This is a genomic window from Aeromonas sp. FDAARGOS 1409 (assembly GCF_019048705.1).
GTDB classification, from domain to species: Bacteria; Pseudomonadota; Gammaproteobacteria; order Enterobacterales; family Aeromonadaceae; genus Aeromonas; species Aeromonas sanarellii.
Map to the genome: position 1 here is coordinate 3,590,039 of NZ_CP077395.1, position 23,677 is coordinate 3,613,715.

Below are 23,677 nucleotides of genomic sequence, written 5' to 3' on the forward strand. Positions count from 1 at the left end.
AGGCCATGCTAGAAGAGCTTAACGCCAAAGAGAAATACAGTTTCAACAAGCTGCAGAAACGCCTGCGGCGCAACGTGGGCCAGGCCATCGCCGACTTCAACATGGTTGAAGAGGGTGACAAGATCATGGTCTGCCTGTCCGGCGGCAAGGACAGCTTTGCCATGCTCGACATCCTGATGAGCCTGAAGGCCAGCGCCCCCATCCATTTCGATCTCGTGGCCGTCAACCTGGATCAGAAGCAACCCGGCTTCCCCGAGCACGTGCTGCCGGAATACCTGAGCACCCTCGGCATCGACTTCAAGATCGTCGAAGAGGATACCTACGCCATCGTCAAGGAGAAGGTGCCGGAGGGCAAGACCACCTGCGCGCTCTGCTCCCGCCTGCGCCGCGGCATCCTCTACCGTACCGCCCAGGAGCTGGGTTGCACCAAGATTGCCCTCGGCCATCACAGGGACGACATCCTCGAGACCCTGTTCCTCAACATGTTCTACGGCGGAAAGCTGAAATCCATGCCGCCCAAGCTGGTGAGCGACGATGGCAAGAACGTGGTGATCCGCCCGCTCGCCTACTGCAAGGAAAAAGACCTGGTGCGCTATGCCGAGGTCAAGGCCTTCCCCATCATCCCCTGCAACCTCTGCGGCTCCCAGGAGAACCTGCAGCGCCAGGCCATCAAGCAGATGATGCAGGAGTGGGATCGCCGCTTCCCCGGCCGTCTCGAAACCATGTTCACCGCCATCCAGGACGTGATCCCGAGCCACCTGCTCGATCACAAGCTATTTGACTTCAAGAGCATCAACCGGGACTCCGGCATCATCGACGGGGGTGACAAGGCATTCGACCCGCCCGAGCTGCCCAAGGCGCCGCTGCTGGACATCGACGAGATGGACATGCTGGACGTGATCGAGGTGCGCTGAGCTCCCTACCAGCGAGCACGAAAAAGGAGCGCCATGCGCTCCTTTTCTTTGCCTGTCTGGCACCCGGCTTCTTCAGCCCTTGTGCAACCAGGGGGTCAGCCGCAGTATCTCTCCCTGCAGTTGCAGCCTGCCGTTGGCAAAGGCCGCCAGCTGGGCATTGCTCAGCAGCAGTTGCCCCTGCTGCCAGGGCACTGCCTCCTGGCGGGCGCCCTCGACTAGGTAGGCCGTCCCCGAAGGCGCCACCAGGGAGAAGCGCACCCCTTCCATCCGCGGCAGGAAATACTTGCCGACCATGCCGGCCATCTTGTCGAGCAACTGCTGCATCTGCTGCTGGCGCAGGGCGATCTCCGCCAGCGGCACCTCGGGGGTGGCGGGGGCGTCAGCCATCACTTGCACCGACATGTCGCAGGCGGCGTGTGGCTCGGTGAGCTCGACCACCACGGTCGCCTTGTCCAGATTGAGATCATCGTCGTAGGGCAGGCGCAGCTCGCTGTCCACCGTGACCTCGGCAGGCACATCCCTGTCCGGGGTCGAGACCCTGGCCGAAGTGAGCAGGCAGCGCCGGCCATTTTGCGGATCGGTCAGATAAAACCCCAGCCTGGCGTGGCCGAACTCCCCCTTGGCGAAGGTTTTCATCTGGCTGTAGAAGGTGCCGTAGGCCAGCTCCAGGGACGGCGCCGCCTGCCCCAGCATGGGCACCAGCAGCAGGGCTGCCGCCACCCCGTGTCGATTCGTCATATGCCATCCTCTTGCATCTTGCCTTCTTCTGGGCCGACATCGGCCATCGCCACGGCCTGCCCGTCAGGCATTGAAATGGTCCGGCCCCTGCCCACCGGCGTTGTCCGCCACCTCGGTCACCTCCACGGCGACGCCGCACAGATCCCGGTAGAGGATCCCCTTGCAGTTGAAATAGAGGGGCGCCACCCAGACAAGCCCCAGCCCCATGGGGATCAGCGCCAGGAAGAAGAGCGCCAGCATGACCCCGTGCAGCAACACTATGCTGGGCCAGCCGCGGGCAAACAGCCTGAGGGAGACCAGAATGGCCTGGGCCGGTGACAGGCCGCGCTCCAGCACCAGGGGGACGGTGAACACCAGACCCATGCCCACCAGGGCAGAGGGAATGAAGGCCAGCATCACCGGCAGTCCCAGCAGTTCGAACAGGGGGCCGAACAGGCTGGTGATCAGGCTGCCGAGCAGGCTCAGGCTCCCCAGGCGCAGGAAGTGGCGAAAGAAGTCGAACACCTGGCTCGGCCGGGCCCGCACTCCCACCGACTGCTGCAACCCCAGCATGTCGAGGGAAGAGGTCATGGGGGACATGATCACTGTGATGAGCAGGCTCAGGATCAGGGCCATGTCCATGTCCCCCCCTTCCTGGGCGACATGGGGGGCCAGCAGGGTATTGCTCAGCAGGATCCAGATTGCCATGACACCGGCGATGGCCAGCGCCAAGCCGAAACCGGTCCGCCGGGTCTGCTGCCACGCCTCTTTCAGCACCCCTTGCAGGTCCAGACGGTATCCCTGGCTGAGGGACTGTTCGAGGGTTCCACCGATCCGCATTCTATTACTCAATTGACTATCCAACATTCACTAGCGACTGATCCAAGGTGGCACATTATAGCGGTTTGACCAGGCATGCGTAGCCGTTTTTCCTGTTATCTTCCGTTCAGAAAGCCGTTGATACCAGCCGCAAAAATACGGCCAGCCCTGGCAGCGCACTCCGTGGCTTGGCCCCCGCCGTCAACGGGCGTAGGATGATGCCTGGACCCGTCAGACTCTGGTGCACTCATCGGCGGGTTCCTTCCCCCATCGCTCACACAAGGAGAACGGCCATGTCCGAACTGACCCTCTATCTCGCCCCCGGCACCTGTGCCATGGCGGTCCGCATCGCCCTGGTGGAAGCCGGCGCCCCACACAGGGTCAAGCGCCTCGATCTGGCCGCCGGCGAGCAGCGTACTCCTGAATATCTGGCCATCAATCCCAAGGGCCGGGTACCGGCCCTGGTCACCGAGCAGGGCGTGCTGACCGAGACCCCAGCCCTGCTGCTCTACGTGGCCCAGCGCTTCCCGGAGGCCAAACTGGCGCCCCTGGAGGACCCCTTCCTGCTGGCCCGCATGCAGGAGGTGCACAGCTTCCTCGCCTCCACCGTGCACGTCGCCCACGCCCACGGCCGGCGTGGCAGCCGCTGGGCCGATGAGGCGCAGGCCATCGCGGCCATGCTGGCCAAGATGCCCCAGAACATGCGCGAGGGTTTCGACCAGATAGAGCGCCACTACCTGACCGGTCCCTGGGTGCTGGGGGAGCGCTTCAGCCTGGCCGACATCTACCTGTTCGTGGTGGCAAGCTGGCTCGAGAGCGATGGGGTGGCCATCGACGAGTTTCCCGGGGTGGCGGACCACTACAGGCGCATGCAGGCCCGCCCCGCCGTGCAGGAGGCGCTCGCCGTCTGATCCCGCCCCATTCTGTCGCTCTTCCCTCGAGGCACCGACCCCGCTCCCGGGCACCCGGTTCCTATGACCTGACGGGTGCTCTTCTGGCACCCCTTTTTCCTCTTTTGATCCCCATCACTGAGATCGTTTTCACATTTTCGTCATCTGTACCTAGACCCGTTAACGGTTAGCGCCTATCTTTCGCATCAACGACGCAACCGGTTGCGTAACCGGTTGCCCTGCTCAATATCGGATATGCGGTCACAAACCGCCGAGGTGCTGTATGAAACGAGGCAAGCTGCTCAACGCTCCCCTGAGTTCGCTGGTGGCCCACATGGGCCATACCGACGAGATCACCGTCTGCGACGCCGGGCTGCCCATACCGGCGGGTCCCGAGCGCATCGATCTGGCGCTGATGGCAGGCACTCCCAGCCTTGACACAGTGCTGAGCGCCCTGCTCACCGATCTGGTGGTGGAGAAGGTGATCATGGCGAGCGAGATCAAGCTGATCAGCCCCGCCGCTCACCAGGCGCTGGTGGATCAGCTGGAGGCGCACGCCGCTGCCCAAGGCAAGCCCATCACCATAGAGTACTGCCTGCACGAGGCATTCAAGACCCGCACCCGCCAGAGCAAGGCGATTGTGCGCAGCGGCGAGGTGACCCCCTACGCCAACCTCATCCTCTGCGCCGGTGTGGCGTTCTAAGTCTTGGAGGACGCAGCCATGAGCACAAGCTCCCCGCTCCCCTCGCCCATTCTGGAGCTCGCCGGGATCGTCAAGACCTTCCCCGGGGTACGCGCCCTCGACGAGGCGGGCCTCAAGGTCTATCCGGGCCAGGTGATGGCCCTGCTCGGCGAGAACGGCGCCGGCAAGTCCACCCTGATGAAGGTGCTGACCGGCATCTATCAGGCCGATGCGGGCACCGTCAGCTACCGCGGCCAGCCGGTCCACTTCAAGGGCCCTCGTGACTCCCAGGATCAGGGGATCAGCATCATCCACCAGGAGCTGAACCTGCTGCCTGAACTGTCGATTGCCGCCAACATCTTTCTCGGCCGCGAGCCCCGTACCCGTTTTGGCAGCATCGACCACAAACAGCTGCGCGAGCGGGCCAGCGGTCTGCTGGCCCGTCTGGGCGTCAGACACGGCCCAGACACCCGACTCGGGGATCTCTCCATCGGCGAACAGCAGATGGTGGAGATCGCCAAGGCGCTGTCGTTCGATGCCAGCGTCATCATCATGGACGAGCCCACCGATGCGCTGACCGACACCGAGACAGAGCAGCTGTTCACCGTCATTCGCGAACTGCGCCAGCAGGGCTGTGGCATCGTCTACATCTCCCACCGTCTCAAGGAGATCTTCGAGATCTGTGATCGGGTCACAGTGCTGCGGGACGGCAAGTGGATCGGCGAGCAGGCGGTGAGCGATCTCGACGAAGACAGGATCATCGAGATGATGGTGGGCCGCCGGCTGGAGGAGCAGTACCCGCGCCTGGTGCGCGAGCTCGGCCCTATCAGCCTGCAGGTCAAGGATCTGGCCGGCCCCGGCGTGCGCGGGGTGAGCTTCTCCCTGCGTCAGGGGGAAATTCTGGGCTTCAGCGGCCTGATGGGTTCTGGCCGTACCGAGCTGATGAAGCTCATCTACGGCGCCAGCCCCATCAGCAGCGGTGACATCACCGTGGATGGTCACGCCCTGGTCCCCAGGAGCCCGGCCGATGGCCTGGCGGCCGGCATCGCCTACATCTCCGAGGATCGCAAGGGGGACGGCCTGGTGCTGGAGCTCTCCGTGCGGGAGAACATGAGCCTCTGTGCCCTCGGCGAGTTCATCCGCGCCGGCAAGATTGACGGCCAGGCCGAGCGCCAGGCGGTGGGGGACTACGTGCGCCTCTTCAACATCAAGACCCCGAGCCAGGATCAGCTGATCAAGCTGCTCTCCGGCGGCAACCAGCAGAAGGTGGCCATCGCCAAGGGGCTGCTGACCCGGCCCAAGGTGCTGATCCTGGACGAGCCGACCCGCGGCGTCGACGTGGGGGCCAAGAAGGAGATCTATCAGCTCATCAACCAGTTCAAGCAGGAGGGGATGAGCATCATCCTGGTTTCCTCCGAAATGCCGGAAGTGCTCGGCATGAGCGATCGCATCCTGGTGATGCACGAGGGGCGCATCAGCGCAGAGTTCAATACCCGGGACGCCAATCAGGAGAAGCTGATGGCGGCCGCCGTGGGTAAACAGTGGCAAGCAGAGCAAGAGGCAGCACAATGACAACCCAAACCCTTCCCCGCCGCGGCATCATGAGCAAGGCCTGGTGGATCGAGAACAAATCCCTGGTGGCGCTGCTGGTGCTGATCGGCGTGGTTTCCTTCCTGAGCCCGAACTTCTTCACCGCCGACAACCTGCTCAACATCCTGCGCCAGACCTCGGTCAACGCCATCATGGCGGTCGGCATGACGCTGGTCATCCTCACCACCGGCATCGATCTGTCGGTCGGCTCGGTACTGGCCCTGTGCGGCGCCCTGGCCGCCACCATGGTCGCCATGGAGCTGCCCATCGCCCTGGTGATCCCCCTCACTCTGGGGGCCGGCGCCCTGCTCGGCGGCATCAGCGGCCTCATCATCGCCAAGGGCAAGGTGCAGGCCTTCATCGCCACCCTGGTCACCATGACCGCCCTGCGCGGCATCACCATGGTCTACACCGAGGGGCGTCCCATCTCCACCGGCTTCAGTGACGGCGCCGATCACTTCGCCTGGCTGGGAACCGGCTACCTGCTCGGCCTGCCGGTGCCCATCTGGTTGATGGCCATCGTCTTCCTGCTGGCCTGGTACCTGCTCAACCACACTCGCCTGGGCCGCTACATCTATGCCCTGGGAGGCAACGAGTCGGCCACCCGCCTCTCCGGCATCAATGTGGATCGGGTCAAGCTCGCGGTCTACGGTCTGTGCGGCATGCTGTCGGCACTGGCCGGGCTCATCGTCACCTCCCGCCTCTCCTCCGCCCAGCCGACTGCCGGCATGGGGTACGAGCTGGATGCCATCGCCGCCGTGGTGCTGGGGGGCACCAGCCTGATGGGGGGCAAGGGCCGCATCATGGGGACCCTGATAGGCGCCCTCATCATCGGCTTCCTCAACAACGCCCTCAACCTGCTCGACGTCAGCTCCTATTACCAGATGATCGCCAAGGCCAGCGTGATCCTGCTCGCCGTGATGATCGATAACAAAAGCAACCGTTGATACCACAAGCCACACACAAGGAATGAAATGATGAAAAAGCTCAATACCCTGCTCGCTGCCGCCATCATGTCCGTGCTGGGTACCGCCCAGGCCGCCGATCAGACCCTGGCCATGGTGGTCTCCACCCTCAACAACCCCTTCTTCGTCACCATGAAGGAGGGGGCCGAAGCCAAGGCCAAGGAACTTGGCTACGAGCTGGTGGTGCTGGACTCCCAGAATGACCCGGCCAAGGAGCTCTCCAACGTGGAAGATCTCACCGTGCGCAAGGTCAACGCCATCCTGATCAACCCGACCGACTCCGAAGCCGTGGGCAACGCCATCCGTCTGGCCAACAAGGCCAGCATCCCGGTGCTGACCCTGGACCGCGGTGCGGCCCAGGGTAAGGTCAAGGCCCACATCGCCTCCGACAACGTGGCGGGCGGCAAGCTGGCCGGCGACTTCATCGCCGAGAAGCTGGGCAGCGGCGCCAAGGTGATCCAGCTCGAAGGGATCGCCGGCACCTCCGCCGCCCGTGACCGCGGCGAAGGCTTCGCCCTGGCGGTGGCCGCCAACAAGCTGGAAGTGCTGGCCTCCCAGCCCGCCGACTTTGACCGCACCAAGGGTCTGAACGTCATGGAGAACCTGCTGGCGGCGCACCCGACCGTGCAGGCGGTGTTCGCCCAGAATGACGAGATGGCGCTGGGGGCCATCCGCGCCGTGCAGGCCGCCGGCAAAGAGGTGATGATCGTGGGCTTCGACGGCACCGACGATGGCAAGGCCGCCGTGGCCAAGGGTAAACTGGCCGCCACCGTGGCTCAGCAGCCCGCCCTCATCGGCGCCATCGGCGTGGAAACCGCCGACAAGGTGCTCAAGGGCCAGCCGGTGGAAAAATCCATCCCGGTACCGCTGCAGATCGTCAACAAGTAAGTCTGTGGGGGGAGGCTCGCCTCCCCCTTTCTCCGGCAGAGCCTCCCGATCTGGGCCCACCCAGATCAGGATGTTCTCAACAAGGGTGATAGGAATGAATCGTCTCGTAGTCCTCGGCAGCGTCAATGCGGATCACGTGCTGCGTGTCCCCCACTTTCCCCGCCCCGGTGAAACCCTGACCGGTCACAGCTATCAGGTCGTACCCGGCGGCAAGGGCGCCAACCAGGCGGTGGCCGCCGCTCGGTTAGGTGCAGAAGTCTCCTTCATCGCCCGCATCGGCGATGACGCCATCGGCCGCCAGATGAGAGAAGGCTTCGCCCAGGACGGCATCGACGTGAGCGCCGTCGCGCTCGACCCCAAGCTCCCCACCGGCATCGCCATCATCTATGTGAGCGACGAGGGGGAGAACAGCATCGGCATCTCCGCCGAGGCCAACGGCGCCCTCACCCCGGCCGTGGTGAAAGGCCACGAAGGACTGATCGCCGCTGCCCACACCCTGTTGCTGCAGCTGGAAGTGCCCCTGGAGACTGTGCTGGAGGCCGCCCGTCTGGCCCGTGCCCACGACACCCGGGTGGTGCTCAACCCCGCGCCTGCCCGGCCGCTCTCGCAGGAGCTGCTGGCGCTGGTGGATCTCATCACCCCGAACCAGACCGAGGCGGAGCTGCTGACCGGGGTCAAGGTCACCGACGAGGCGAGTGCGGCCCAGGCCGCCGCCCGCTTCCACCAGATGGGCATAGCGGAGGTGATGATCACCCTGGGTTCCCAGGGGGTCTATTGCAGCAACGGGACACTACAGCAACTTATTCCAGGCTTTCGGGTCAAGGCGGTGGATACCACGGCAGCAGGCGACACCTTCAACGGTGCCCTGCTGGCGGCCGAGCTCGCCGGCGCAGACTTCCACGACGCGGTGCGCTTCGCCCACGGCGCGGCGGCGCTCTCGGTGACCCGCTTCGGGGCCCAGAGCTCCATCCCGAGCAAGCATGAGGTGGAATCCTTCCTCCTTGAACAGACGGCGCAGGGACACTGATGGCCAATATCAAGGAGGTGGCGGCGCAGGCGGGGGTCTCCACCACCACAGTCTCCCATGTCATCAACGAGACCCGTTTCGTGGCCGAGGAGACCCGGGAGCGGGTCTTCGCCGCCATGCGCGAGCTCAACTATGCCCCCAGCCTGGTGGCCCGCAGCCTCAAGGTGAAGGAGACCAACAGCATCGGCATGCTGGTTACCACCTCCAGCAACCCCTTCTTCGCCGAGGTGGTGCGCGGGGTGGAGCGCTACTGCTTCGAGCAGGGTTACAACCTCATGCTGGGCAACACCGAGGGACAGGCCGAGACCGCCCTCTCCTACCTCAAGATGATGCTCAGAAAACGAGTGGATGGCCTGCTGATCATGTGCAGCGAGGGGCAGCAGGAGGTGTTCAACCAGCTCGACTGGCTCAAGAGCCTGCCGGTGGTGGTGATGGACTGGGGCATGGAGAACGGCGACGTGGATCTCATCGCCGACAACTCCCATCGCGGCGGCTACCTGGCGACCCGCCACCTGCTGGGGCTGGGCCACACCGCCATCGGCTGCATCACGGGTCCCCACAAGCGCGCCCCCGCCGATCAGCGGCTGGCAGGCTTCGAGCAGGCGATGCAGGAGGCGGGGTTCGCCGTCAATCCGGCCTGGATCCAGGAGGGGGACTTCGACTGCGCCAGCGGTGCCGCCGCCATGGAGCGTCTGCTGGCACAGCCCGTGCGCCCCACCGCCCTCTTTGTCTGCAACGACATGATGGCGATGGGGGCTATCAGTGCCGCCCATCAGGCGGGGCTGGTGATCCCGCGCGACCTCTCCATCGTCGGCTATGACAACGTGGCACTGGCCCAGTTCATGTCGCCGCCACTCACCACGGTCAACCAGCCCAAGGAGGAGCTGGGCCGCCTCGCCGTCACCCGGTTGCTGGCTCGCATCAATGGCGAGCAGATAGACAATCGCAGGATCACCGTGGAGCCGGATCTGGTGATCAGGAACTCCTGTGCCCCCTTCCCCTCCCCGGACGGCAAGGCCTCCTGAGGATCAGCAGATATGAGAAGGGCGGCCCGAGCCGCCCTTTTGCATTTCCTTGCCCCGTCAATAGGGCTCGCGCTGCTTGAGCACGTCGCCCTGCCCCGCCGCCTCCGTACGGTTCAGGCGCCGCAACCCCAGTTGCCTGGCAAGGGGGTGCAGCAGGGCAAGGTGATCGGAGGGGTCGGGCAGCCAGTAGCGGATCGGCCAGCCCGCCTGCAAGAGCGCGGGAACCCGGCTGCCGAGCTCACCCAGCGCCAGCACGCAGTCACGCTGGCGCACCTTGTCCAGCAGGGCCACGTCCTCCGTCAGGGTCGGCAGCGCCAGGATCAGTGCTCCTTGTGGCAGGGACGGCAGGAAGGCCAGCACATGGGCCAGTTGCGACGGCTGGCGCAGCGCTAGCAGCAGGGGCTGGCGGAGATCCGCGTCCATCAGCAGCCTGGCCACCACGGGACCGAGAACGCCGCGCTCCTGCATCCAGTCCACGTCACACACCTGCTGCCCCACCCGCCAGCGCACGCCGATGGCCGTCACCCGCTCTCCCCGCTCGTCTTGCAGGGGCTCGAAGACGGTCTCCAGGGGCGAGGGCGCCGCCCCCGCCAGCCACTCCCGCAACTGGTGCAGTTGCCGCTGGTTCATGCTGAGGGTAGCCTTCATCGCCGACTGGTACCAGACCAGGGTGCCATTGCTGCGTTTGGCTTCATTCAGTGCCAATATGGCCTGCTCCAGCAGCTGCTCGGCCTCCTCGCCCCCCTCGACCCTGGCCACCCCGAAGCGGCAGGCGAGGTCGAAACTGCTCTCCCGGGTCACGAACTCGAACTGCAGCAGATTCACCATGGCCTCCATGCGGGCCTCGAGCTCCTCATGGTCGGTGGCCAGCACCACGGCAAATTCATCTCCCCCCAGGCGATAGGCCAGGCCGGGACAGGCTTGCCGCAGCCTCGCGGCGACCGCCTGCAACAGGCGATCACCGACCTGGTAGCCGAGCAGATCATTGACCTGCTTGAACCGCTTGAGATCGAGCACCACCAAGGCCTGGATCCGGCCTCGCTGCAGGGACTGCCTGAGCTGCCCCTGCAAGGCCCGGCGGTTGCCCAGCCGGGTCATGGGATCGAGCAGGGAGAGCCGGCGATTCTGCAGGTTGGTGCGGATCAGGGCGAAGACCAGCACGCCCCCCATCACCAGCAGGATCAGCTGCCAGATCTGGATCCAGAACAAGCTCTGACGCAGCTGGTTGAGGGACGCCTCCCGCTCCTGACCGGAGAGGATCTGATCCCCTATCAGCTCCACCTGGCGGGTCAGGTCGGCAATCCGGACCAGCGCCCGATCGAGGGCCTCGCCCTTTTGCAGCGCACCGGCCTGGACCTGGGGCTCCAGCATTTTGATCTCGTCAAACAGCCTGGTCAACACCTCGCCCAGCCCATGCCGGGTGCGGGCATCTGCGGTTTCGGTGCCGACCAGAAACACATCCAGCCGGTTCCACAGCAGATCGTAATCCAGGCTCAGGGTCTCCATGTCGAGGCCGTCGGCCCGGTAGAGGCGCAGGTCGTAGAGGAAACGCTGGGATTCCAGCATCACCTGGCTGATGTTCCAGTGGGTGTTGCGGTAGAAGATGTCGACCAGCTGTTCGTGCCGGCTCTGCAGATAGAGGCCCCACACGGAGGAAAACAGGAAGCAGAGCGAGATGGCTGCCAGCAGCAGATTGTGGCGCTGTCGACGGGTCACTTGACGACCTCGATGCGGATCGTCTGCCAGACCATGTTGTTGTGGATGGCGGAGACATCCATCTCGGGGTGCGCCGAGAGAGGGATCAGCAGCCAGAGCGGCCCCTTGTTGCGGCGGGTCAGCGGCTTGCCATCCTGATGGCGCACCAGGGTGAGCGGCACCTTGGCAAACAGGGAGAGATCGACCCGTTGTCGGTAGCCATTGAGCGCCACCACATCGAGCACGCTGGCCCCGGCGGCCCCTTGCGCCGCCAGCACGCTGACCAGGGTCGGACCGCGGTAGCGGTGGACACCGACGGTCCAGGGGGTGGCCGTCTCGAATTCCACCTGGGGCAAGGCGGCCAGTGCCGCCTCGTCCAGGGTGACTTCCCGCTTGTCCGGCAGGATCAATTGCAGCAGGGGAGTAGCAGCCTGAGTCCCGAATGAGATCAGCACCAGCAGAAGGGAAATGAACCCGAACTTTCGAATATCCATATATGTTTCGCCAGCCACATCCTTGTTGTTGGAGTCAGTGTGGCGACTTCATAGAGCCAATGCAACTGTGTTTATTCTCAATAGTTATGAGCCACGCATCTCCATCCAGTTGTGCCCCTCTATCTGTCTGGGCTGGTGCACGCCGCAGCTTTGCAGCAGTTCGTCCACGAAGGCCGGCACCAGCAGGGATGCCGGGCCGTAGCGCTTCTCGTCAAACTGGCTTCCCACCTCGCTCGGCTCTAGATTGAGCTCCACTGTATGGGCTCCGTTCAGGCCGGCCTCATGCACGAAGCCGGCAGCCGGATACACGGCGCCGGACGTACCGATGGAGAGGAAGAGATCGCACTGGGCCAGGGCGGAATAGATGCGATCCAGCCCGAGCGGCATCTCGCCGAACCAGACCACATGAGGCCGTAGCGGCTGGGGCAGCTGACAGCAGGAGCAGAGCTCGTGCTGGTGGAGATCCCCGCGCCATTCGATCACCTGGCCCGACCCCGGGCAGCGCGCCTTGAGCAGCTCCCCGTGCATGTGGATGAGGTTCTTGCTGCCCGCGCTCTCGTGCAGGTTGTCGATGTTCTGGGTGATCAGGGTCACGCGCCCGGGCAACAGGCGCTCGAGGCGGGCCAGGGCATAGTGGGCAGGGTTGGGGTGGATCTCGTCCCGCTGCAACTGATGGCGCCGGGCATTGTAGAAGCGTTGCACCAGTTCGGGATCTCGCGCATAGCCCTCCGGGGTCGCCACGTCTTCCACCCTGTGTTCCTCCCAGAGGCCATCACAGGCCCGAAAGGTCTTGATACCGGATTCGGCCGAGATGCCGGCACCGGTGAGGATCACGATATGTTTGGCTGACTGCACCATGGTTGTTCTCCTCCAACGGGTGACAGGCTGACCTTAGCACAAGAGAGGGGGCCGGCCCATTCGCCCTTGGTCTTATGGCCGGGCAGCAATACGACCCGCCAGGACGCTCAGGTCCAGCCTGGCGAAGACCATCTCCCGCCCCGTCACCAGGGTCAGCGGCAGCCCCAGCCCCTTCAAGAGCGCCAGCATGGGCCGATTCTGGCCCAGCACCTCGGCGGTCCACTCCCGGATCCCCTCCCCGTGCGCCAGCAGGGCCAGCGCCAGCAGGATGCGCCGCCCGGCGCCGCGATGCTGGAAATGATCCGCCACTATGCAGGAGAACTCGGCCCTGTCGGGATGCAGGCGCCGGCGCACGGACTGGGCCATGGCCAGCGGCAGGCCCTGCTCATCGGTGAGCAGCAGCCCTATCTGGGGCGCCCTGGGGTAGTCGAGAAAGAGCGCGAGCTGCTCCGGGGTCGGGGGCTGCTTGGCGCGCATGAAGCGCAGGTAGACGCTTTGCTCGCTCAGCGCCTCATAGGCGGCCCGCACGCGCTCGGGATCGCTGCCAGCCAGCTCCTGCAGCCGGCAGCGCACCCCGCCCACGGTCATCTTCACCGGCAGGGAAGCCCGCGAGACGGGGGACGTCCAGCCGCTCAGACCCCTGTCCAGGCGCGCCTCATCGAGGGGCCAGCAGAGATAGTGCGGCACGGCTTACCAGCGCCCCGCCATGCCGTAGTCCTGCCACTGTGCGGCGTCGAGCAGATTGAAGGGATCATCGAGGTAGAGGGCGATGCCGAGCTCCCTGGCCCGCTGGATGAAGCGGGCCAGCAGGGAATCCGCGGCCATCGCCTCCAGCTCGGGCAGCATGTGCTGCCCCAGCAGCAGGGATTGCAGCGGCAGACGCTCCAGCAGATCGAACGGCAGGTGCTGAGCGTTGTCGAGCAGCAGGGCCAGCCTCGCCCCCGCCAGGCTTGCCTGCAACACCAGGGCGAAGCGATCCGCATGGCTCAGCAGGTTATCCCGCCGATGGATGACCAGGGTCAGCTCGCTCGCCGGACGCCCGTGGTGCTCCAGCCAGGCCTTGAGCGGTTCCCAGTGCGGCGACAGGCCATTCAGGGTCAGCCAGACGGGCAGCGTGAACGACTCCGCCTCCGCCAGCAGGCCAAGCTGCCCCCTCTGCTCCCCCTGCCAACTGCGGATGGTTCGCTTCAGGCCACCGAGTCGGCGCCGGCGCTGGGGCCCCAGATAGAGCACCTTGAGCAGCCGCAGCAGATCGTCGCTCTGCAGCGGCTTGGCCAGGGCCGCCAGCACGTTGAAACCCGCGTCGTGCAGCAGACGCCTGGCCCCGTCGATCAGGGTCTGATCGTGGGCGGAGAGCAGTATGATGGGCAGGCCGCTGTGACGATATTGGGGATGGCTCATCAGCAGGCTGATGGCATCCTGCTCCGCCAGGCTGAGATCGCAGATAAGCAGCCCCACGCCCCCCTCCTCCAGGGCCCGCAGGCAACCTTCGCCATCCTGCACCCAGTGGCAGGGTGTCCCCAGGGCCTGGATCTCCTGCTGGATGCAGGCCCCCTGGAAGGGGTGATCCTCGAGCAGCAGGATCTGCAACCGGGCAAGCCAGGCCCGCCACTCTCGCTCCCGTGCCTGTACCCCTTCGAGCCAGGGATCTGACAGGCGATAGATCCCCACTCCCGGGGTCAGCAGTTGCGGCAGGTAGTCGGCCCCGGCATGGGAGGCGGGATCGAACAGGGCGATGGCCCCGGCGGCAAACAGTCCCTCCCATTGCCAGCCGGCATCGGGCAGGGTGCGATGCAGGCTGGCGTAGGCCGGCAGGCCCGCCGCCTTCGCCGCCTGATGGGAGGCGGCGTCCAGGGCATAGACGCTGACGGGGTGAAACACGGGCCCCTGGCTGTCATCCGACTCCAGCAGGGCCAACAACTCTTCATCGGTGATGATCATCTCATGCTCTTTCGCCCAGTTGCCGACAGACCTCTTCCACGGCCAGCCTCAACTCAGTTGCAAGGGGGTGGTCGGGGGCCTCCTGCCAACGGTCGATCACCCGGACCAGCGAGGTGGCCCCCACCATTTTGGCGGCCCCCTTCATCTTGTGTAAAGCCGCATTGAGGGCATGGGGGTCCCCTTGTGCTAGGCACTGCTCAATGTCCGCCAGCTCCTGGCGAACCGAGGTCAGGTAAATTCCGATGAGGGCCGGGCTCAGCAGCGCGGACAGGGGCATGGCCTGAGGAGCCTGTGCCACCTCAGCGCCGTTGCGACCGGAGACGGTGCGCAGCAGGATGGCCAGCTCCTTCAGCAGCACGGGCTTGTCCAGATGTCCCTGGCAGCCGCACTCGGCGAGCCGCTGCGCCGCCTGCTCGCTGAGATCGGCAGTGATCACGTAGACCGGCAGATGCTGCCAGTGTGCCGAGGCCCGCAGCTGCCTGCACAGCTCGGCCCCGTCCATCACCGGCATCTGCAGATCGGTCAGCACCAGATCCACCGTCTCCGATCGCAGGATGTCGAGGGCCAGGCGGCCGTTGGCGGCGCTCAGTACCCGGGCCCCCAGCTGACCGAGCTGCATGCTGATCAGCACCCGGTTCACTTCGTGATCTTCCACCAGGAGCACGCGCAGGCCGGCGCCCGGCAGATCCCTGATCTCCTCCCCCTCCTGGGCAAGCCTGGGTTGCAGCAGGCTGACCACGGAGCCCGGGATCCAGGGCTCCCCCTGCCAGGACCAGGCGCGCAGCCCCCGCTCATCCACCAGGACGCCGAGGCCGGGGGCCATCCCATCCTCGGCGACCCCCAGCTCGGCGAGCCAGGGACGCAGGTAGGCCTGCTCCTCGGGGGGCAGTTGCAGGGACAGCCGCTTGACTCTGGGCTGCCAGGGCGCTTTCTCCTGCACCTGTCTGAGGGGCCAGACACAGATGAAGCGGCTGCCGCCGGTGGCCACGGGCTCGACCCGGATCTCGCCGCCCATCTGCTCCATCAACTGGCGACAGATGGCGAGCCCGAGCCCCGTGCCCTGGGCCCGGATCTGTCCCGGCTCCTCCCCCTGCTCGAAGGGCTGGAACAACCGGGGCAGCAGCTCGGCGCTGATGCCGGGCCCCTGATCGTCCACGCCGCACCAGATCCACTCCCCCTGCCGGCGAGCCCACAGCACCACTTCTCCCCGCTCGCTGAACTTGATGGCGTTGGAGAGCAGGTTGTGCAGCACCTGCTGCACCCTGTGGGGATCGAGCTCCATCAGGGCGGGCAGCGCCGGATCCAGGTTGAGGCGCAGCTGCAGATGCCGGGAGCGCGCCTTGGACCAGTGCACCGCCGCCACGTGTTCGCACAGCTCCACCAGATCCGTGGGCTGCAAGGAGAGCCGCAGCTGGCGCGTCTCGTTGCGGCTGAAGTCGAGTACGTCGTTGAGCAGCCCCAGCAACTCGTTGCCCGCCTGCCTGACGTGCGCCAGCACCGAGGCCTGCTCGGCAGAGAGCGCGGTCTGATCCAGCCACTCCAGCAGGCCGAGCATGGCGTTCATGGGGGTGCGGATCTCGTGGCTCACGGCGGCGAGGAAACGCCCCTTGGCGAGCACGGCCTGCTGGGCCTGCTCGTGGGAGAGCTGCAGGGAGTGCTCCTGCTCCACCCTGCTGGTCACATCCTGCACCACCCCGTAGACGCGCCACCCCTCCCCCTGGCGACGTCCCCTGCCGGAGAACTGCAGCCAGCGCAGCCCCTTGGCTGGGTGCTGGTAGCGCAGCAGATGGGAGAAGGGGCGCCCCGCCTGCAACATGGTCAGCATGGGAGCCCGCATCTCGCGCCTGTCCTGGCGAGAGATGCGAGTGAGCGTCTCGTTGGGATTGCTCCGGATCTGCTGGCTGGCCAGCCCCAGCAGCTCGTGGCTGCCGCGGCTCACAAACTCCACCCGGGTGATGGCCCCGTCCAGCAGGGTGAATTGCAGCACCACGCCGGGCACCGTATTGGTCAGGGCCCGCAGGCGCCGCTCCGCCTGGCGCAGCAACCGGGTGCGCTCGCGCAGGGCGCTGATGTCCGAGAGGGCGATGAGATCCCCGGCCGGGGCCTGCGGCCCCAGGCGCAGCGGGATCTGGGCATAGGAGTAGACCTGCTCGTGCAGCGCCAGCTCCCCCTCCGCCCCCTGCAACTGGGGCGCAGGCAGCACCAGATCGGCGGCGTAGCGCGCCTCCATCCGCTTGGCCCGCTTGTTGCGCTTGATCACCTCCCCCTTGTCATTGCGAAGAAACACGGGGACCGGCAGCGCCTGGAAGAGGGATTCCCGGAACTTGCTCTCCAGCGCCAGCGCCTGCTCCGCCTTCTGGCGCTCCCGCGCCTCCTGGGCCAGCTGCTGGCGGGAGCGCCAGATCAGCCAGATCACCGCCATGCTGATCACCAGGGCCAGCATGACGGAGCCGAGCCAGAAGCCGTAGCTGACCCCCTCCTGCTGGTTCAGGACGAGACGCCGCCAGCGCTGATCCAGCTCGTTCACCTGGCGATCATTGATGGTCATCAGGCTCTGCTCCAGCACCCCCGCCAGTCTGGACTGGCCCGGCCGGATGGCAAAGCCGAGGCCAAAGCGCTGGGGCAGCTCAGTGATGGCGAGGTCACTCAACTGGTTGTTGCGAAGGGGGTATTGCAGCTGGTACAGCTCCGCCAGCATGGCCTGGGCATCGCCGTGCTGTACCGCCGCCAGCCCTTGCAGCAGGTTGTCGGTCACTTCCCACTCGTGCTGGCCGAAGCGGGCGAGCAGGCTGGTGTCATAGAGCATCCTGGGGACCATCACCTTGCCGCTGACCTCCGCCAGGGATCTGGGGGCCCCCTGCTTGCGGCTGACCAGGGCGTAGCGACTGGTCGCCACCACCCGGGTGAATTCAAACTCCGACCCCAGCGCCGGAGACTCCAGCAGGCCGGCCATCATGGCCGCCTCCCCGCTGCGCAGCTTGGCCAGCGCCTCCTCCTTGCTGGCGGCTGGCACCAGCTCGAAGCGCAGCCCCGTCTGCCGGCTCACTTCCCGCAAGACATCCGCACTCCAGCCGATGAGCTCTCCCTGCTGGCTGACGCCGCTGTAGGGCATGAAGCCGGGATCCGCCACCACCCTGATGGTGTGGGCCTTGCCCACGAGCCAGGCCTGCTCCTTGTCGGTGAAGTGCAAGGGGTTCACATCCTGCTCGCTCTGGGGCAGGTAACGCCCCAGATCCCGATAGAGGCTGCCCGGCGGCAGGAAGCGGATCGCCGTGTCCACCAACTCGCGCAGCTCGGGCTTGTCTCGCATCATCAGCCGGTAGCTGATCACCAGATCGTCGCTGCGCAGGCGACGCAACCTGAGCCCCTCGTCCGGGTACTCCCGCATCAGGTAACGCAGTTGCAGATAGTCGCCGAGGTAGGCGCTGCCCCGCCCCGCCACCAGGGCGCCGTACCAGTTCTCCGCCTCGGTCAGCTGCAGCTGGGATGCGTGGGGATAGAGCCGCGTCAGGATGTCCTGTGCTTGCCAGATGGGCGACATCAGAAACCTGGCCTTATCCAGCTCCCCCCGGTAGAGAATGGCGGACTCCGCCTCCAGCATGGCCCGGCTCAGCCCCATGCCGGACGGTGAATGCCGCAATGGTCCCACATGGGGAACGAGATCGCAGCGCCCATCCTGCAGGGCCTGCAGGGTCGCCGCCCAGCTGGGCAGGGTCTCGAAGCGCAGCGGCACCGGCAGCAGTCCTGCCAGGCGCGTCACCTGATCGATGAGCAACCCCCCCTGCTCTTCCAGATAAGGAGGGCGCTGCAGGGCGGGATAGCAGAAGGTCAACCCGGTGAGCGAATCGGCATAGGCCTGGGTACCGGGTGACAGGGGAAGCATGGCGGCACGCAGTGGCAGGGCCAGCAGCGCGCCGGACAGAAGCAGGATTTTTATCATCGAAACGGAAAAGCCAGGCGATTGCCTGGCTTTTTGTCACTCGTTGGGTTCAACATTTTCTACCCTGGCCTTGAGCTTCTGGCCGGGCCGGAAGGTCACCACGCGACGGGCGCTGATGGGAATATCCTCCCCCGTCTTGGGGTTGCGTCCGGGACGCTGGTTCTTCTCGCGAAGATCGAAGTTACCGAAGCCTGAAATCTTGACTTGCTCACCGCGTTCAAGCGCTTGTCTGATCTCCTCAAAGAAGGCTTCCACCATATCTTTGGCTTCACGCTTGCTCATCCCGAGCTGGGTGAACAGGTGCTCTGCAATGTCGGCTTTGGTAAGCGCCATAGATCAATCCCTCAAGGATGCATTCAACTCTTCACCAAGGGCCCGCACGACATTGTCTACGGTCTCGGCGATCTCTTTCTCCTCCAGGGTGCGCTGGGTGTCTTGCAACACGAGACTGATGGCCAGGCTCTTCTTGTCCTCTGCCATACCAGCACCCTGGTATACGTCGAACAAGTTTATTCCAACTAACTGATTTCCGCCAACTTTTTTAATTACTGCCAGAACGTCGCCTGCCAGGATCTGTCTGTCCACCACCACGGCGATGTCGCGGCGGTTGGCCGGGAAGCGGGATACTTCGGCCGCAACCGGCACCTTGGCCGGGGTCAGCTTGTCCAGCTCCAGCTCGAACATCACGGCCCGGCTCTTGAGTCCCAGCTTCTTCTCGAGGCTCGGGTGGATCACGCCAATATGGCCGATCACGGCGCCATTGCGCAGGATGGCCGCGCTCTGGCCCGGGTGCAGGGCGCTGTGCTCGGCACGCTCGAAGGTGAAGGTGGCCCCTTCGGCGGTCAGATCCAGTACCGCTTCCAGATCCCCTTTCAGATCAAAGAAGTCGGCGGCGCGGCTCTTGATGTCCCAGTGCTCGTCACCCTGGTTGCCGGTGATGATGCCGGCCAGCATGGGCTCCTGACGGATGCCGTTCTCGGCATTCTCGTCCTTGATGAAGCGCAGGCCCTGCTCGAACAGGCGCACCCGCGGCTGCTGACGGTTCTGGTTGTAAACCACGGCCTGTACCAGACCCGGGAACAGAGAGACGCGCATGGCGGACATCTCGACCGAGATCGGGTTCGGCAGCACTATGGCATCGCTCTGCGGGAACAGGGTCTGCTGAGCCTTGGGATCGACGAAGCTGTAGGTGATCGCTTCCTGGAAGCCGCGGTCAACCAGCAGGTCGCGCACCCGCTTCAGGGTCACCTGCCCTTCGGCCTGCTCCACCATCGCTAGCGATGCGGCGGGTTTGAGATTCGGGATGTTGTTGTAGCCGTAGATGCGGGCCACTTCCTCGATGAGGTCTTCCTCGATGGCGATGTCGAAACGCCAGGAGGGTGCCAGCGCGGTCCAGCCGTCAGCCTCAACGGTTACCTGCATGCCAAGGCGAGTCAGGATCTCGACCACCTGAGCATCCGCCACGCTGATGCCGATCACCTTGTCGAGCTTGGTGCGGCGCAAGCGGATGGGGGCAGCCTTTGGCAGATGGGCCTCGGATTTGACCTCGATGACCGGACCGGCTTCGCCGCCGCAGATATCCAGCAGCAGACGGGTGGCCCTGTCCATCACCTTGGCCTGCAGCTCGGGATCCACCCCACGCTCGAAGCGGTGGGAGGAGTCGGTGTGCAGACCGTAGGCACGGGCACGACCGGTGATGGAGAGCGGCGCGAAGAAGGCGCACTCCAGCAGGATGTCGGTGGTGGTCTCGGAGACACCGGTGCGATCGCCGCCGAAGATACCTGCCATGCAGGCAGGGCCCTGGGCATCGGCAATGACGAGCGTGGTTTCCTTGAGCTTCACCTCGTTGCCATCGAGCAGGGTCATGGGCTCGTCGGCCTTGGCACGGCGCACCACCAGTTCCCCTTCCAGCTTGGCCAGATCGAAGGCGTGCATCGGCTGACCATATTCCAGCAGCAGGTAGTTGGTGATGTCGACGATGGCGTCGATGGAGCGAATGCCGCCACGGCGCAGCTTCTCCTGCATCCAGAGCGGGCTCTGGGCGTGCAGGTTCAGCCCCTTGATGACGCGGCCCAGATAACGAGGGCAATCCGCCGGCGCTTCAACCCGGATCGGGAAGGTGGCGTCTATGGTGGCAACAGCCGGCGTCCAGGTCGGCTCGACCACGTCCACGCTGTTGAGCACGCCGATCTCGCGGGCGAGCCCCGCAATGCCGAGGCAGTCGGCACGGTTCGGGGTCAGATCCACATCGATGCTGACGTCGTTGAGCGCGAGGTAGTCGCAAATATCGGTCCCGATGGGGGCGTCAAGTGGCAGCTCGATGATGCCATCGGCGTCGACGTCGATCCCCAGCTCGCTGAAGGAGCAGAGCATGCCGTGAGACGGCTGGCCGCGCAGCTTGGCTTTCTTGATGGTGAAGTCGCCCGGCAGGGTCGCCCCGACCTTGGCCACGCACACTTTGAGGCCCTGACGGCAGTTCGGCGCACCGCAGACGATGTCCAGCAGCTCGGCCTCGCCCACGTTGACCTTGGTCACCCGCAGCTTGTCGGCGTCCGGGTGCTGGCCGCACTCGACCACTTCGCCCACCACCACATTGTTGAACTGGCCGGCCACCGCTTCCACGGCGTCCACTTCCAGACCGGCCATGGTGATCTGCTCGGCCAGTGCGTTGTCACTCAACTCGGTGCGGACCCACTCCATCACCCAGGATTTACTGAATTTCATGTTCTCTCGCCCTTACTTGAACTGCTTGAGGAAGCGCAGGTCGTTTTCGAAGAAGGCACGCAGGTCGTTGACCCCGTAACGCAGCATGGTCAGGCGCTCGACGCCCATGCCGAAGGCAAAGCCGGAGTATTTTTCCGGATCGATGCCGACCGAACGCAGCACGTTCGGGTGCACCATGCCGCAACCCAGCACTTCCAGCCATTTGCCGTTCTTGCCCATCACGTCCACTTCGGCGCTCGGCTCGGTGAACGGGAAGTAGGAAGGACGGAAGCGGATGGTCAGGTCTTCCTCGAAGTAGTTGCGCAGGAAGTCGTGCAGGATCCCCTTCAGCTCGGTGAAGCTGGCATGCTCGTCCACCAGCAGGCCTTCGACCTGGTGGAACATCGGGGTATGGGTCATGTCGTAGTCGTTACGATAGACGCGGCCCGGCGCTATGATGCGGATCGGCGGCTGCTGATGTTCCATGGTGCGGATCTGCACGCCCGAGGTGTGGGTACGCAGCATCAGATCAGGATTGAAGTAGAAGGTGTCGTGATCGGTACGCGCCGGGTGGTGAGCCGGGATGTTCAGCGCATCGAAGTTGTGGAAGCCATCTTCAATCTCGGGACCACGGGCAACCTTGAAGCCCATCTCGCCAAACAGGCGCTCGATGCGCTCTATGGTGCGGGTCACCGGGTGCAGGCCGCCATTCTCGATGCGACGGCCCGGCAGGCTGACGTCGATGGTCTCGGCGGCCAGCTTCTGGTTCAACACGGCGACTTCGAGGGCTTCACGACGCTCGTTCAGGGCATCCTGAACCTGCTGTTTGGCCTGGTTGATCACGGCGCCCGCGGCGGGACGCTCTTCGGCGGACAAGGCGCCCAGGCCCTTCATCTGCTCGGTAAAAAAGCCCTTTTTCCCCAGATATTTGACCCGGATTTCGTCGAGGGCGGCGATGTCGCTCACGCCCTCAATTTCGGCTCTGGCCTGGCCGACTACTTCTTCAAGCTGTTGCATGTCTTCCTCGTCACCACTCCCGGAACAGGAGCCTTTAGGCTAAATAAGGTCAAGAGGGGAATAATACAAAAAAAGCCCCTTCGCTGACCATAGTTATGGTGGGCTTTTCTCCCTGCAAATCATTTTGTTATATCGAGTGAGCCCCAAGTGCTACCTCACTTTAAGTCGATATGGGTGATCATTATTAGTTTGTTGGCATATGACGAATGCCGCGTCTCTTGATCAGGCTGGCTACCTGGCCGTCATAAAACAGCAGGCAACAAAAAAGGAGGCCTGAGCCTCCTTTTATCATCTATAAAACAGAACCGGATTAAACCAGAGCTGCTTTGGCCTTTTCAACCAGGGCGGTGAAAGCCAGCTTGTCGTGAACGGCGATATCGGACAGGATCTTGCGATCGATCTCGATGGAAGCCTTCTTCAGACCGTCGATCAGACGGCTGTAGGACAGACCGTTCTGACGGGCTGCGGCGTTGATACGCGCAATCCACAGCTGACGGAACTGACGCTTCTTCTGGCGACGGTCACGGTAGGCGTACTGACCAGCTTTGGTTACCGCTTGTACCGCTACGCGGTAGACACGGGAACGGGCGCCGTAGTAACCCTTGGCGGCTTTCATTACTTTCTTGTGACGAGCACGAGCGGTCACACCACGTTTAACTCTTGGCATTTTTCACATCCCCCCTTATGCGTACGGCAGACAAGCGACAACACGTTTGTGGTCGGCAGCGGAAACAAAGAACTTCGGTCCCAGCTGACGCTTACGCTTGCTGCTCTTCTTGGTCAGGATGTGACGCAGGTGGTTGTGCTTGCACTTGAAGCGACCTGAGCCAGTCTTCTTGAAGCGCTTTGCGGCGCCCCGGTTGGTTTTCATCTTCGGCATTTCATACTCCGCATTGTGAGTGACAACAAAATCGCAAGGCGAACCAACTCATGGAGCAAGCCCCATGAGTCAATTTCTTGTGGGCCTTAAGATTTCTTCTTGGGTGCGAGGACCATCACAGCTTGACGGCCTTCGACTTTCGGGAACGATTCGACTACGGCCAGCTCTTCCAGATCGTTCTTGACTCGCTCCAGAACCTTGATACCAAGATCCTGGTGGGCCATTTCACGACCACGGAAGCGCAGGGTGACCTTCGCCTTGTCCCCGTCTTCCAGAAAGCGAACCAGGTTGCGTAGTTTTACCTGATAGTCGCCTTCGTCGGTGCCAGGACGGAATTTGATTTCCTTGACCTGGACGACTTTCTGCTTCTTCTTCTGTTCTTTGGTGGTCTTGCTCTTTTCGTAGAGGAATTTGCCGTAATCCATGATCCGGCAAACGGGCGGCTCAGCGTTCGGACTGATCTCGACCAGATCCACTTCGGCCTCAGCGGCCAAGTTCAGTGCCTCCTGAATGGAAACGATGCCAAGGGCTTCGCCATCCAGACCAGCCAAACGAACTTCTTTCAGACGGATCTCTTCATTGATCCGGTGAGCGCGGGCTTGCGGTTGCTTGCCCAGTTTTTTTCCGCCTTT

The 23,677-nt window shown here is 64.2% G+C and carries 22 protein-coding genes; 8 read left to right on the top strand and 14 right to left on the bottom strand.

From position 1 onward, the window contains the following. Nucleotides 1-5: 5 nt before the first annotated feature. Nucleotides 6-914, top strand: a complete 909-nt coding sequence (gene ttcA / locus I6L39_RS16770) for a tRNA 2-thiocytidine(32) synthetase TtcA (protein WP_042074174.1) — start codon at nucleotides 6-8, stop codon at nucleotides 912-914. 72 nt (nucleotides 915-986) lie between these two features. On the opposite strand, the gene I6L39_RS16775 is transcribed toward ttcA, so the two are convergent. Then, the gene (locus tag I6L39_RS16775; protein ID WP_216990288.1) at nucleotides 987-1,652 is read right to left on the bottom strand and encodes a DUF2987 domain-containing protein; all 666 of its coding nucleotides are present in this window, start codon (nucleotides 1,650-1,652) and stop codon (nucleotides 987-989) included. 63 nt (nucleotides 1,653-1,715) lie between these two features. Next, nucleotides 1,716-2,471, bottom strand: coding sequence for a hypothetical protein (locus I6L39_RS16780; protein WP_216990289.1), 756 nt, complete (start codon nucleotides 2,469-2,471; stop codon nucleotides 1,716-1,718). A 272-nt stretch (nucleotides 2,472-2,743) separates the two neighbouring features. Between I6L39_RS16780 and I6L39_RS16785 the strand changes: the two genes are divergently transcribed. The 7 genes from I6L39_RS16785 (at nucleotide 2,744) to I6L39_RS16815 (ending at nucleotide 9,517) form a co-directional block, all read left to right on the top strand. After that, entirely contained in the window at nucleotides 2,744-3,361 is a 618-nt protein-coding gene (locus tag I6L39_RS16785) for a glutathione S-transferase family protein (RefSeq protein ID WP_209792389.1), read from the top strand. Between the two features lie 262 nt (nucleotides 3,362-3,623). Then, the gene (rbsD, locus tag I6L39_RS16790) at nucleotides 3,624-4,043 is read left to right on the top strand and encodes a D-ribose pyranase (RefSeq protein WP_216990290.1); all 420 of its coding nucleotides are present in this window, start codon (nucleotides 3,624-3,626) and stop codon (nucleotides 4,041-4,043) included. Nucleotides 4,044-4,061: 18 nt separating this feature from the next. Next, a complete protein-coding gene (gene rbsA / locus I6L39_RS16795; protein WP_216990291.1) occupies nucleotides 4,062-5,594 on the top strand; it encodes a ribose ABC transporter ATP-binding protein RbsA in 1,533 nt (510 codons plus the stop codon). Then, complete coding sequence (gene rbsC / locus I6L39_RS16800; RefSeq protein WP_216990292.1) at nucleotides 5,591-6,559, top strand: ribose ABC transporter permease; 969 nt, start codon at nucleotides 5,591-5,593, stop codon at nucleotides 6,557-6,559. The genes rbsA and rbsC overlap by 4 nt, the downstream gene beginning before the upstream one ends. Nucleotides 6,560-6,589: 30 nt before the next feature. Further along, nucleotides 6,590-7,465 (top strand): ribose ABC transporter substrate-binding protein RbsB, encoded by an 876-nt coding sequence (rbsB, locus tag I6L39_RS16805; RefSeq protein WP_216990293.1) that lies wholly within the window; start codon nucleotides 6,590-6,592, stop codon nucleotides 7,463-7,465. Between the two features lie 94 nt (nucleotides 7,466-7,559). After that, the gene (gene rbsK / locus I6L39_RS16810) at nucleotides 7,560-8,492 is read left to right on the top strand and encodes a ribokinase (RefSeq protein WP_216990294.1); all 933 of its coding nucleotides are present in this window, start codon (nucleotides 7,560-7,562) and stop codon (nucleotides 8,490-8,492) included. Further along, nucleotides 8,492-9,517: a substrate-binding domain-containing protein gene (locus tag I6L39_RS16815; protein WP_216990295.1), complete on the top strand. Its 1,026-nt coding sequence runs from the start codon at nucleotides 8,492-8,494 to the stop codon at nucleotides 9,515-9,517. Before rbsK ends, I6L39_RS16815 begins: the two co-directional genes overlap by 1 nt. A 57-nt stretch (nucleotides 9,518-9,574) precedes the next feature. Here the strand turns inward: I6L39_RS16815 and I6L39_RS16820 are convergent, their stop codons facing one another. From I6L39_RS16820 to infC, 12 genes are all read right to left on the bottom strand, one after another. Continuing rightward, the gene (locus I6L39_RS16820; RefSeq protein WP_216990296.1) at nucleotides 9,575-11,233 is read right to left on the bottom strand and encodes a diguanylate cyclase; all 1,659 of its coding nucleotides are present in this window, start codon (nucleotides 11,231-11,233) and stop codon (nucleotides 9,575-9,577) included. Continuing rightward, complete coding sequence (locus I6L39_RS16825; RefSeq protein ID WP_042074189.1) at nucleotides 11,230-11,706, bottom strand: hypothetical protein; 477 nt, start codon at nucleotides 11,704-11,706, stop codon at nucleotides 11,230-11,232. The genes I6L39_RS16820 and I6L39_RS16825 overlap by 4 nt, the downstream gene beginning before the upstream one ends. An 84-nt stretch (nucleotides 11,707-11,790) precedes the next feature. Beyond that, entirely contained in the window at nucleotides 11,791-12,564 is a 774-nt protein-coding gene (gene cobB, locus I6L39_RS16830; protein ID WP_042074190.1) for a Sir2 family NAD+-dependent deacetylase, read from the bottom strand. Between the two features lie 72 nt (nucleotides 12,565-12,636). Next, nucleotides 12,637-13,251: a GNAT family N-acetyltransferase gene (locus tag I6L39_RS16835; RefSeq protein ID WP_216990297.1), complete on the bottom strand. Its 615-nt coding sequence runs from the start codon at nucleotides 13,249-13,251 to the stop codon at nucleotides 12,637-12,639. Between the two features lie 3 nt (nucleotides 13,252-13,254). After that, nucleotides 13,255-14,505, bottom strand: coding sequence for a response regulator (locus tag I6L39_RS16840; protein WP_042074192.1), 1,251 nt, complete (start codon nucleotides 14,503-14,505; stop codon nucleotides 13,255-13,257). A gap of 1 nt (nucleotide 14,506) precedes the next feature. Continuing rightward, nucleotides 14,507-18,427, bottom strand: coding sequence for a transporter substrate-binding domain-containing protein (locus I6L39_RS16845; RefSeq protein WP_216991826.1), 3,921 nt, complete (start codon nucleotides 18,425-18,427; stop codon nucleotides 14,507-14,509). 54 nt (nucleotides 18,428-18,481) lie between these two features. Continuing rightward, on the bottom strand, nucleotides 18,482-18,778 hold the full coding sequence (gene ihfA, locus I6L39_RS16850; protein ID WP_005300715.1) for an integration host factor subunit alpha: 297 nt from the start codon (nucleotides 18,776-18,778) through the stop codon (nucleotides 18,482-18,484). Nucleotides 18,779-18,781: 3 nt separating this feature from the next. Next, the gene (gene pheT, locus I6L39_RS16855) at nucleotides 18,782-21,169 is read right to left on the bottom strand and encodes a phenylalanine--tRNA ligase subunit beta (RefSeq protein WP_216990298.1); all 2,388 of its coding nucleotides are present in this window, start codon (nucleotides 21,167-21,169) and stop codon (nucleotides 18,782-18,784) included. Nucleotides 21,170-21,181: 12 nt separating this feature from the next. Then, nucleotides 21,182-22,165 carry a phenylalanine--tRNA ligase subunit alpha gene (gene pheS, locus I6L39_RS16860; RefSeq protein WP_016350663.1) on the bottom strand — a complete coding sequence of 328 codons (984 nt, stop codon included), beginning with the start codon at nucleotides 22,163-22,165 and terminating at the stop codon, nucleotides 21,182-21,184. A gap of 310 nt (nucleotides 22,166-22,475) precedes the next feature. Continuing rightward, complete coding sequence (rplT, locus tag I6L39_RS16865; protein ID WP_010674800.1) at nucleotides 22,476-22,832, bottom strand: 50S ribosomal protein L20; 357 nt, start codon at nucleotides 22,830-22,832, stop codon at nucleotides 22,476-22,478. A gap of 15 nt (nucleotides 22,833-22,847) precedes the next feature. Then, on the bottom strand, nucleotides 22,848-23,045 hold the full coding sequence (gene rpmI / locus I6L39_RS16870; RefSeq protein ID WP_005300673.1) for a 50S ribosomal protein L35: 198 nt from the start codon (nucleotides 23,043-23,045) through the stop codon (nucleotides 22,848-22,850). An 86-nt stretch (nucleotides 23,046-23,131) separates the two neighbouring features. After that, nucleotides 23,132-23,662, bottom strand: a complete 531-nt coding sequence (gene infC / locus I6L39_RS16875; RefSeq protein WP_234923365.1) for a translation initiation factor IF-3 — start codon at nucleotides 23,660-23,662, stop codon at nucleotides 23,132-23,134. Nucleotides 23,663-23,677: the final 15 nt, after the last annotated feature.

What these genes read in the sequence shown, in the direction of transcription:
- ttcA (WP_042074174.1), top strand. Translation starts at nt 6, where the DNA reads ATGCTAGAAGAGCTTAACGCCAAAGAGAAATACAGTTTCAACAAGCTG.
- I6L39_RS16775 (WP_216990288.1), bottom strand. Translation starts at nt 1,652, where the DNA reads ATGACGAATCGACACGGGGTGGCGGCAGCCCTGCTGCTGGTGCCCATG.
- I6L39_RS16780 (WP_216990289.1), bottom strand. Translation starts at nt 2,471, where the DNA reads ATGCGGATCGGTGGAACCCTCGAACAGTCCCTCAGCCAGGGATACCGT.
- I6L39_RS16785 (WP_209792389.1), top strand. Translation starts at nt 2,744, where the DNA reads ATGTCCGAACTGACCCTCTATCTCGCCCCCGGCACCTGTGCCATGGCG.
- rbsD (WP_216990290.1), top strand. Translation starts at nt 3,624, where the DNA reads ATGAAACGAGGCAAGCTGCTCAACGCTCCCCTGAGTTCGCTGGTGGCC.
- rbsA (WP_216990291.1), top strand. Translation starts at nt 4,062, where the DNA reads ATGAGCACAAGCTCCCCGCTCCCCTCGCCCATTCTGGAGCTCGCCGGG.
- rbsC (WP_216990292.1), top strand. Translation starts at nt 5,591, where the DNA reads ATGACAACCCAAACCCTTCCCCGCCGCGGCATCATGAGCAAGGCCTGG.
- rbsB (WP_216990293.1), top strand. Translation starts at nt 6,590, where the DNA reads ATGAAAAAGCTCAATACCCTGCTCGCTGCCGCCATCATGTCCGTGCTG.
- rbsK (WP_216990294.1), top strand. Translation starts at nt 7,560, where the DNA reads ATGAATCGTCTCGTAGTCCTCGGCAGCGTCAATGCGGATCACGTGCTG.
- I6L39_RS16815 (WP_216990295.1), top strand. Translation starts at nt 8,492, where the DNA reads ATGGCCAATATCAAGGAGGTGGCGGCGCAGGCGGGGGTCTCCACCACC.
- I6L39_RS16825 (WP_042074189.1), bottom strand. Translation starts at nt 11,706, where the DNA reads ATGGATATTCGAAAGTTCGGGTTCATTTCCCTTCTGCTGGTGCTGATC.
- cobB (WP_042074190.1), bottom strand. Translation starts at nt 12,564, where the DNA reads ATGGTGCAGTCAGCCAAACATATCGTGATCCTCACCGGTGCCGGCATC.
- I6L39_RS16840 (WP_042074192.1), bottom strand. Translation starts at nt 14,505, where the DNA reads ATGATCATCACCGATGAAGAGTTGTTGGCCCTGCTGGAGTCGGATGAC.
- ihfA (WP_005300715.1), bottom strand. Translation starts at nt 18,778, where the DNA reads ATGGCGCTTACCAAAGCCGACATTGCAGAGCACCTGTTCACCCAGCTC.
- pheT (WP_216990298.1), bottom strand. Translation starts at nt 21,169, where the DNA reads ATGAAATTCAGTAAATCCTGGGTGATGGAGTGGGTCCGCACCGAGTTG.
- pheS (WP_016350663.1), bottom strand. Translation starts at nt 22,165, where the DNA reads ATGCAACAGCTTGAAGAAGTAGTCGGCCAGGCCAGAGCCGAAATTGAG.
- rplT (WP_010674800.1), bottom strand. Translation starts at nt 22,832, where the DNA reads ATGCCAAGAGTTAAACGTGGTGTGACCGCTCGTGCTCGTCACAAGAAA.
- rpmI (WP_005300673.1), bottom strand. Translation starts at nt 23,045, where the DNA reads ATGCCGAAGATGAAAACCAACCGGGGCGCCGCAAAGCGCTTCAAGAAG.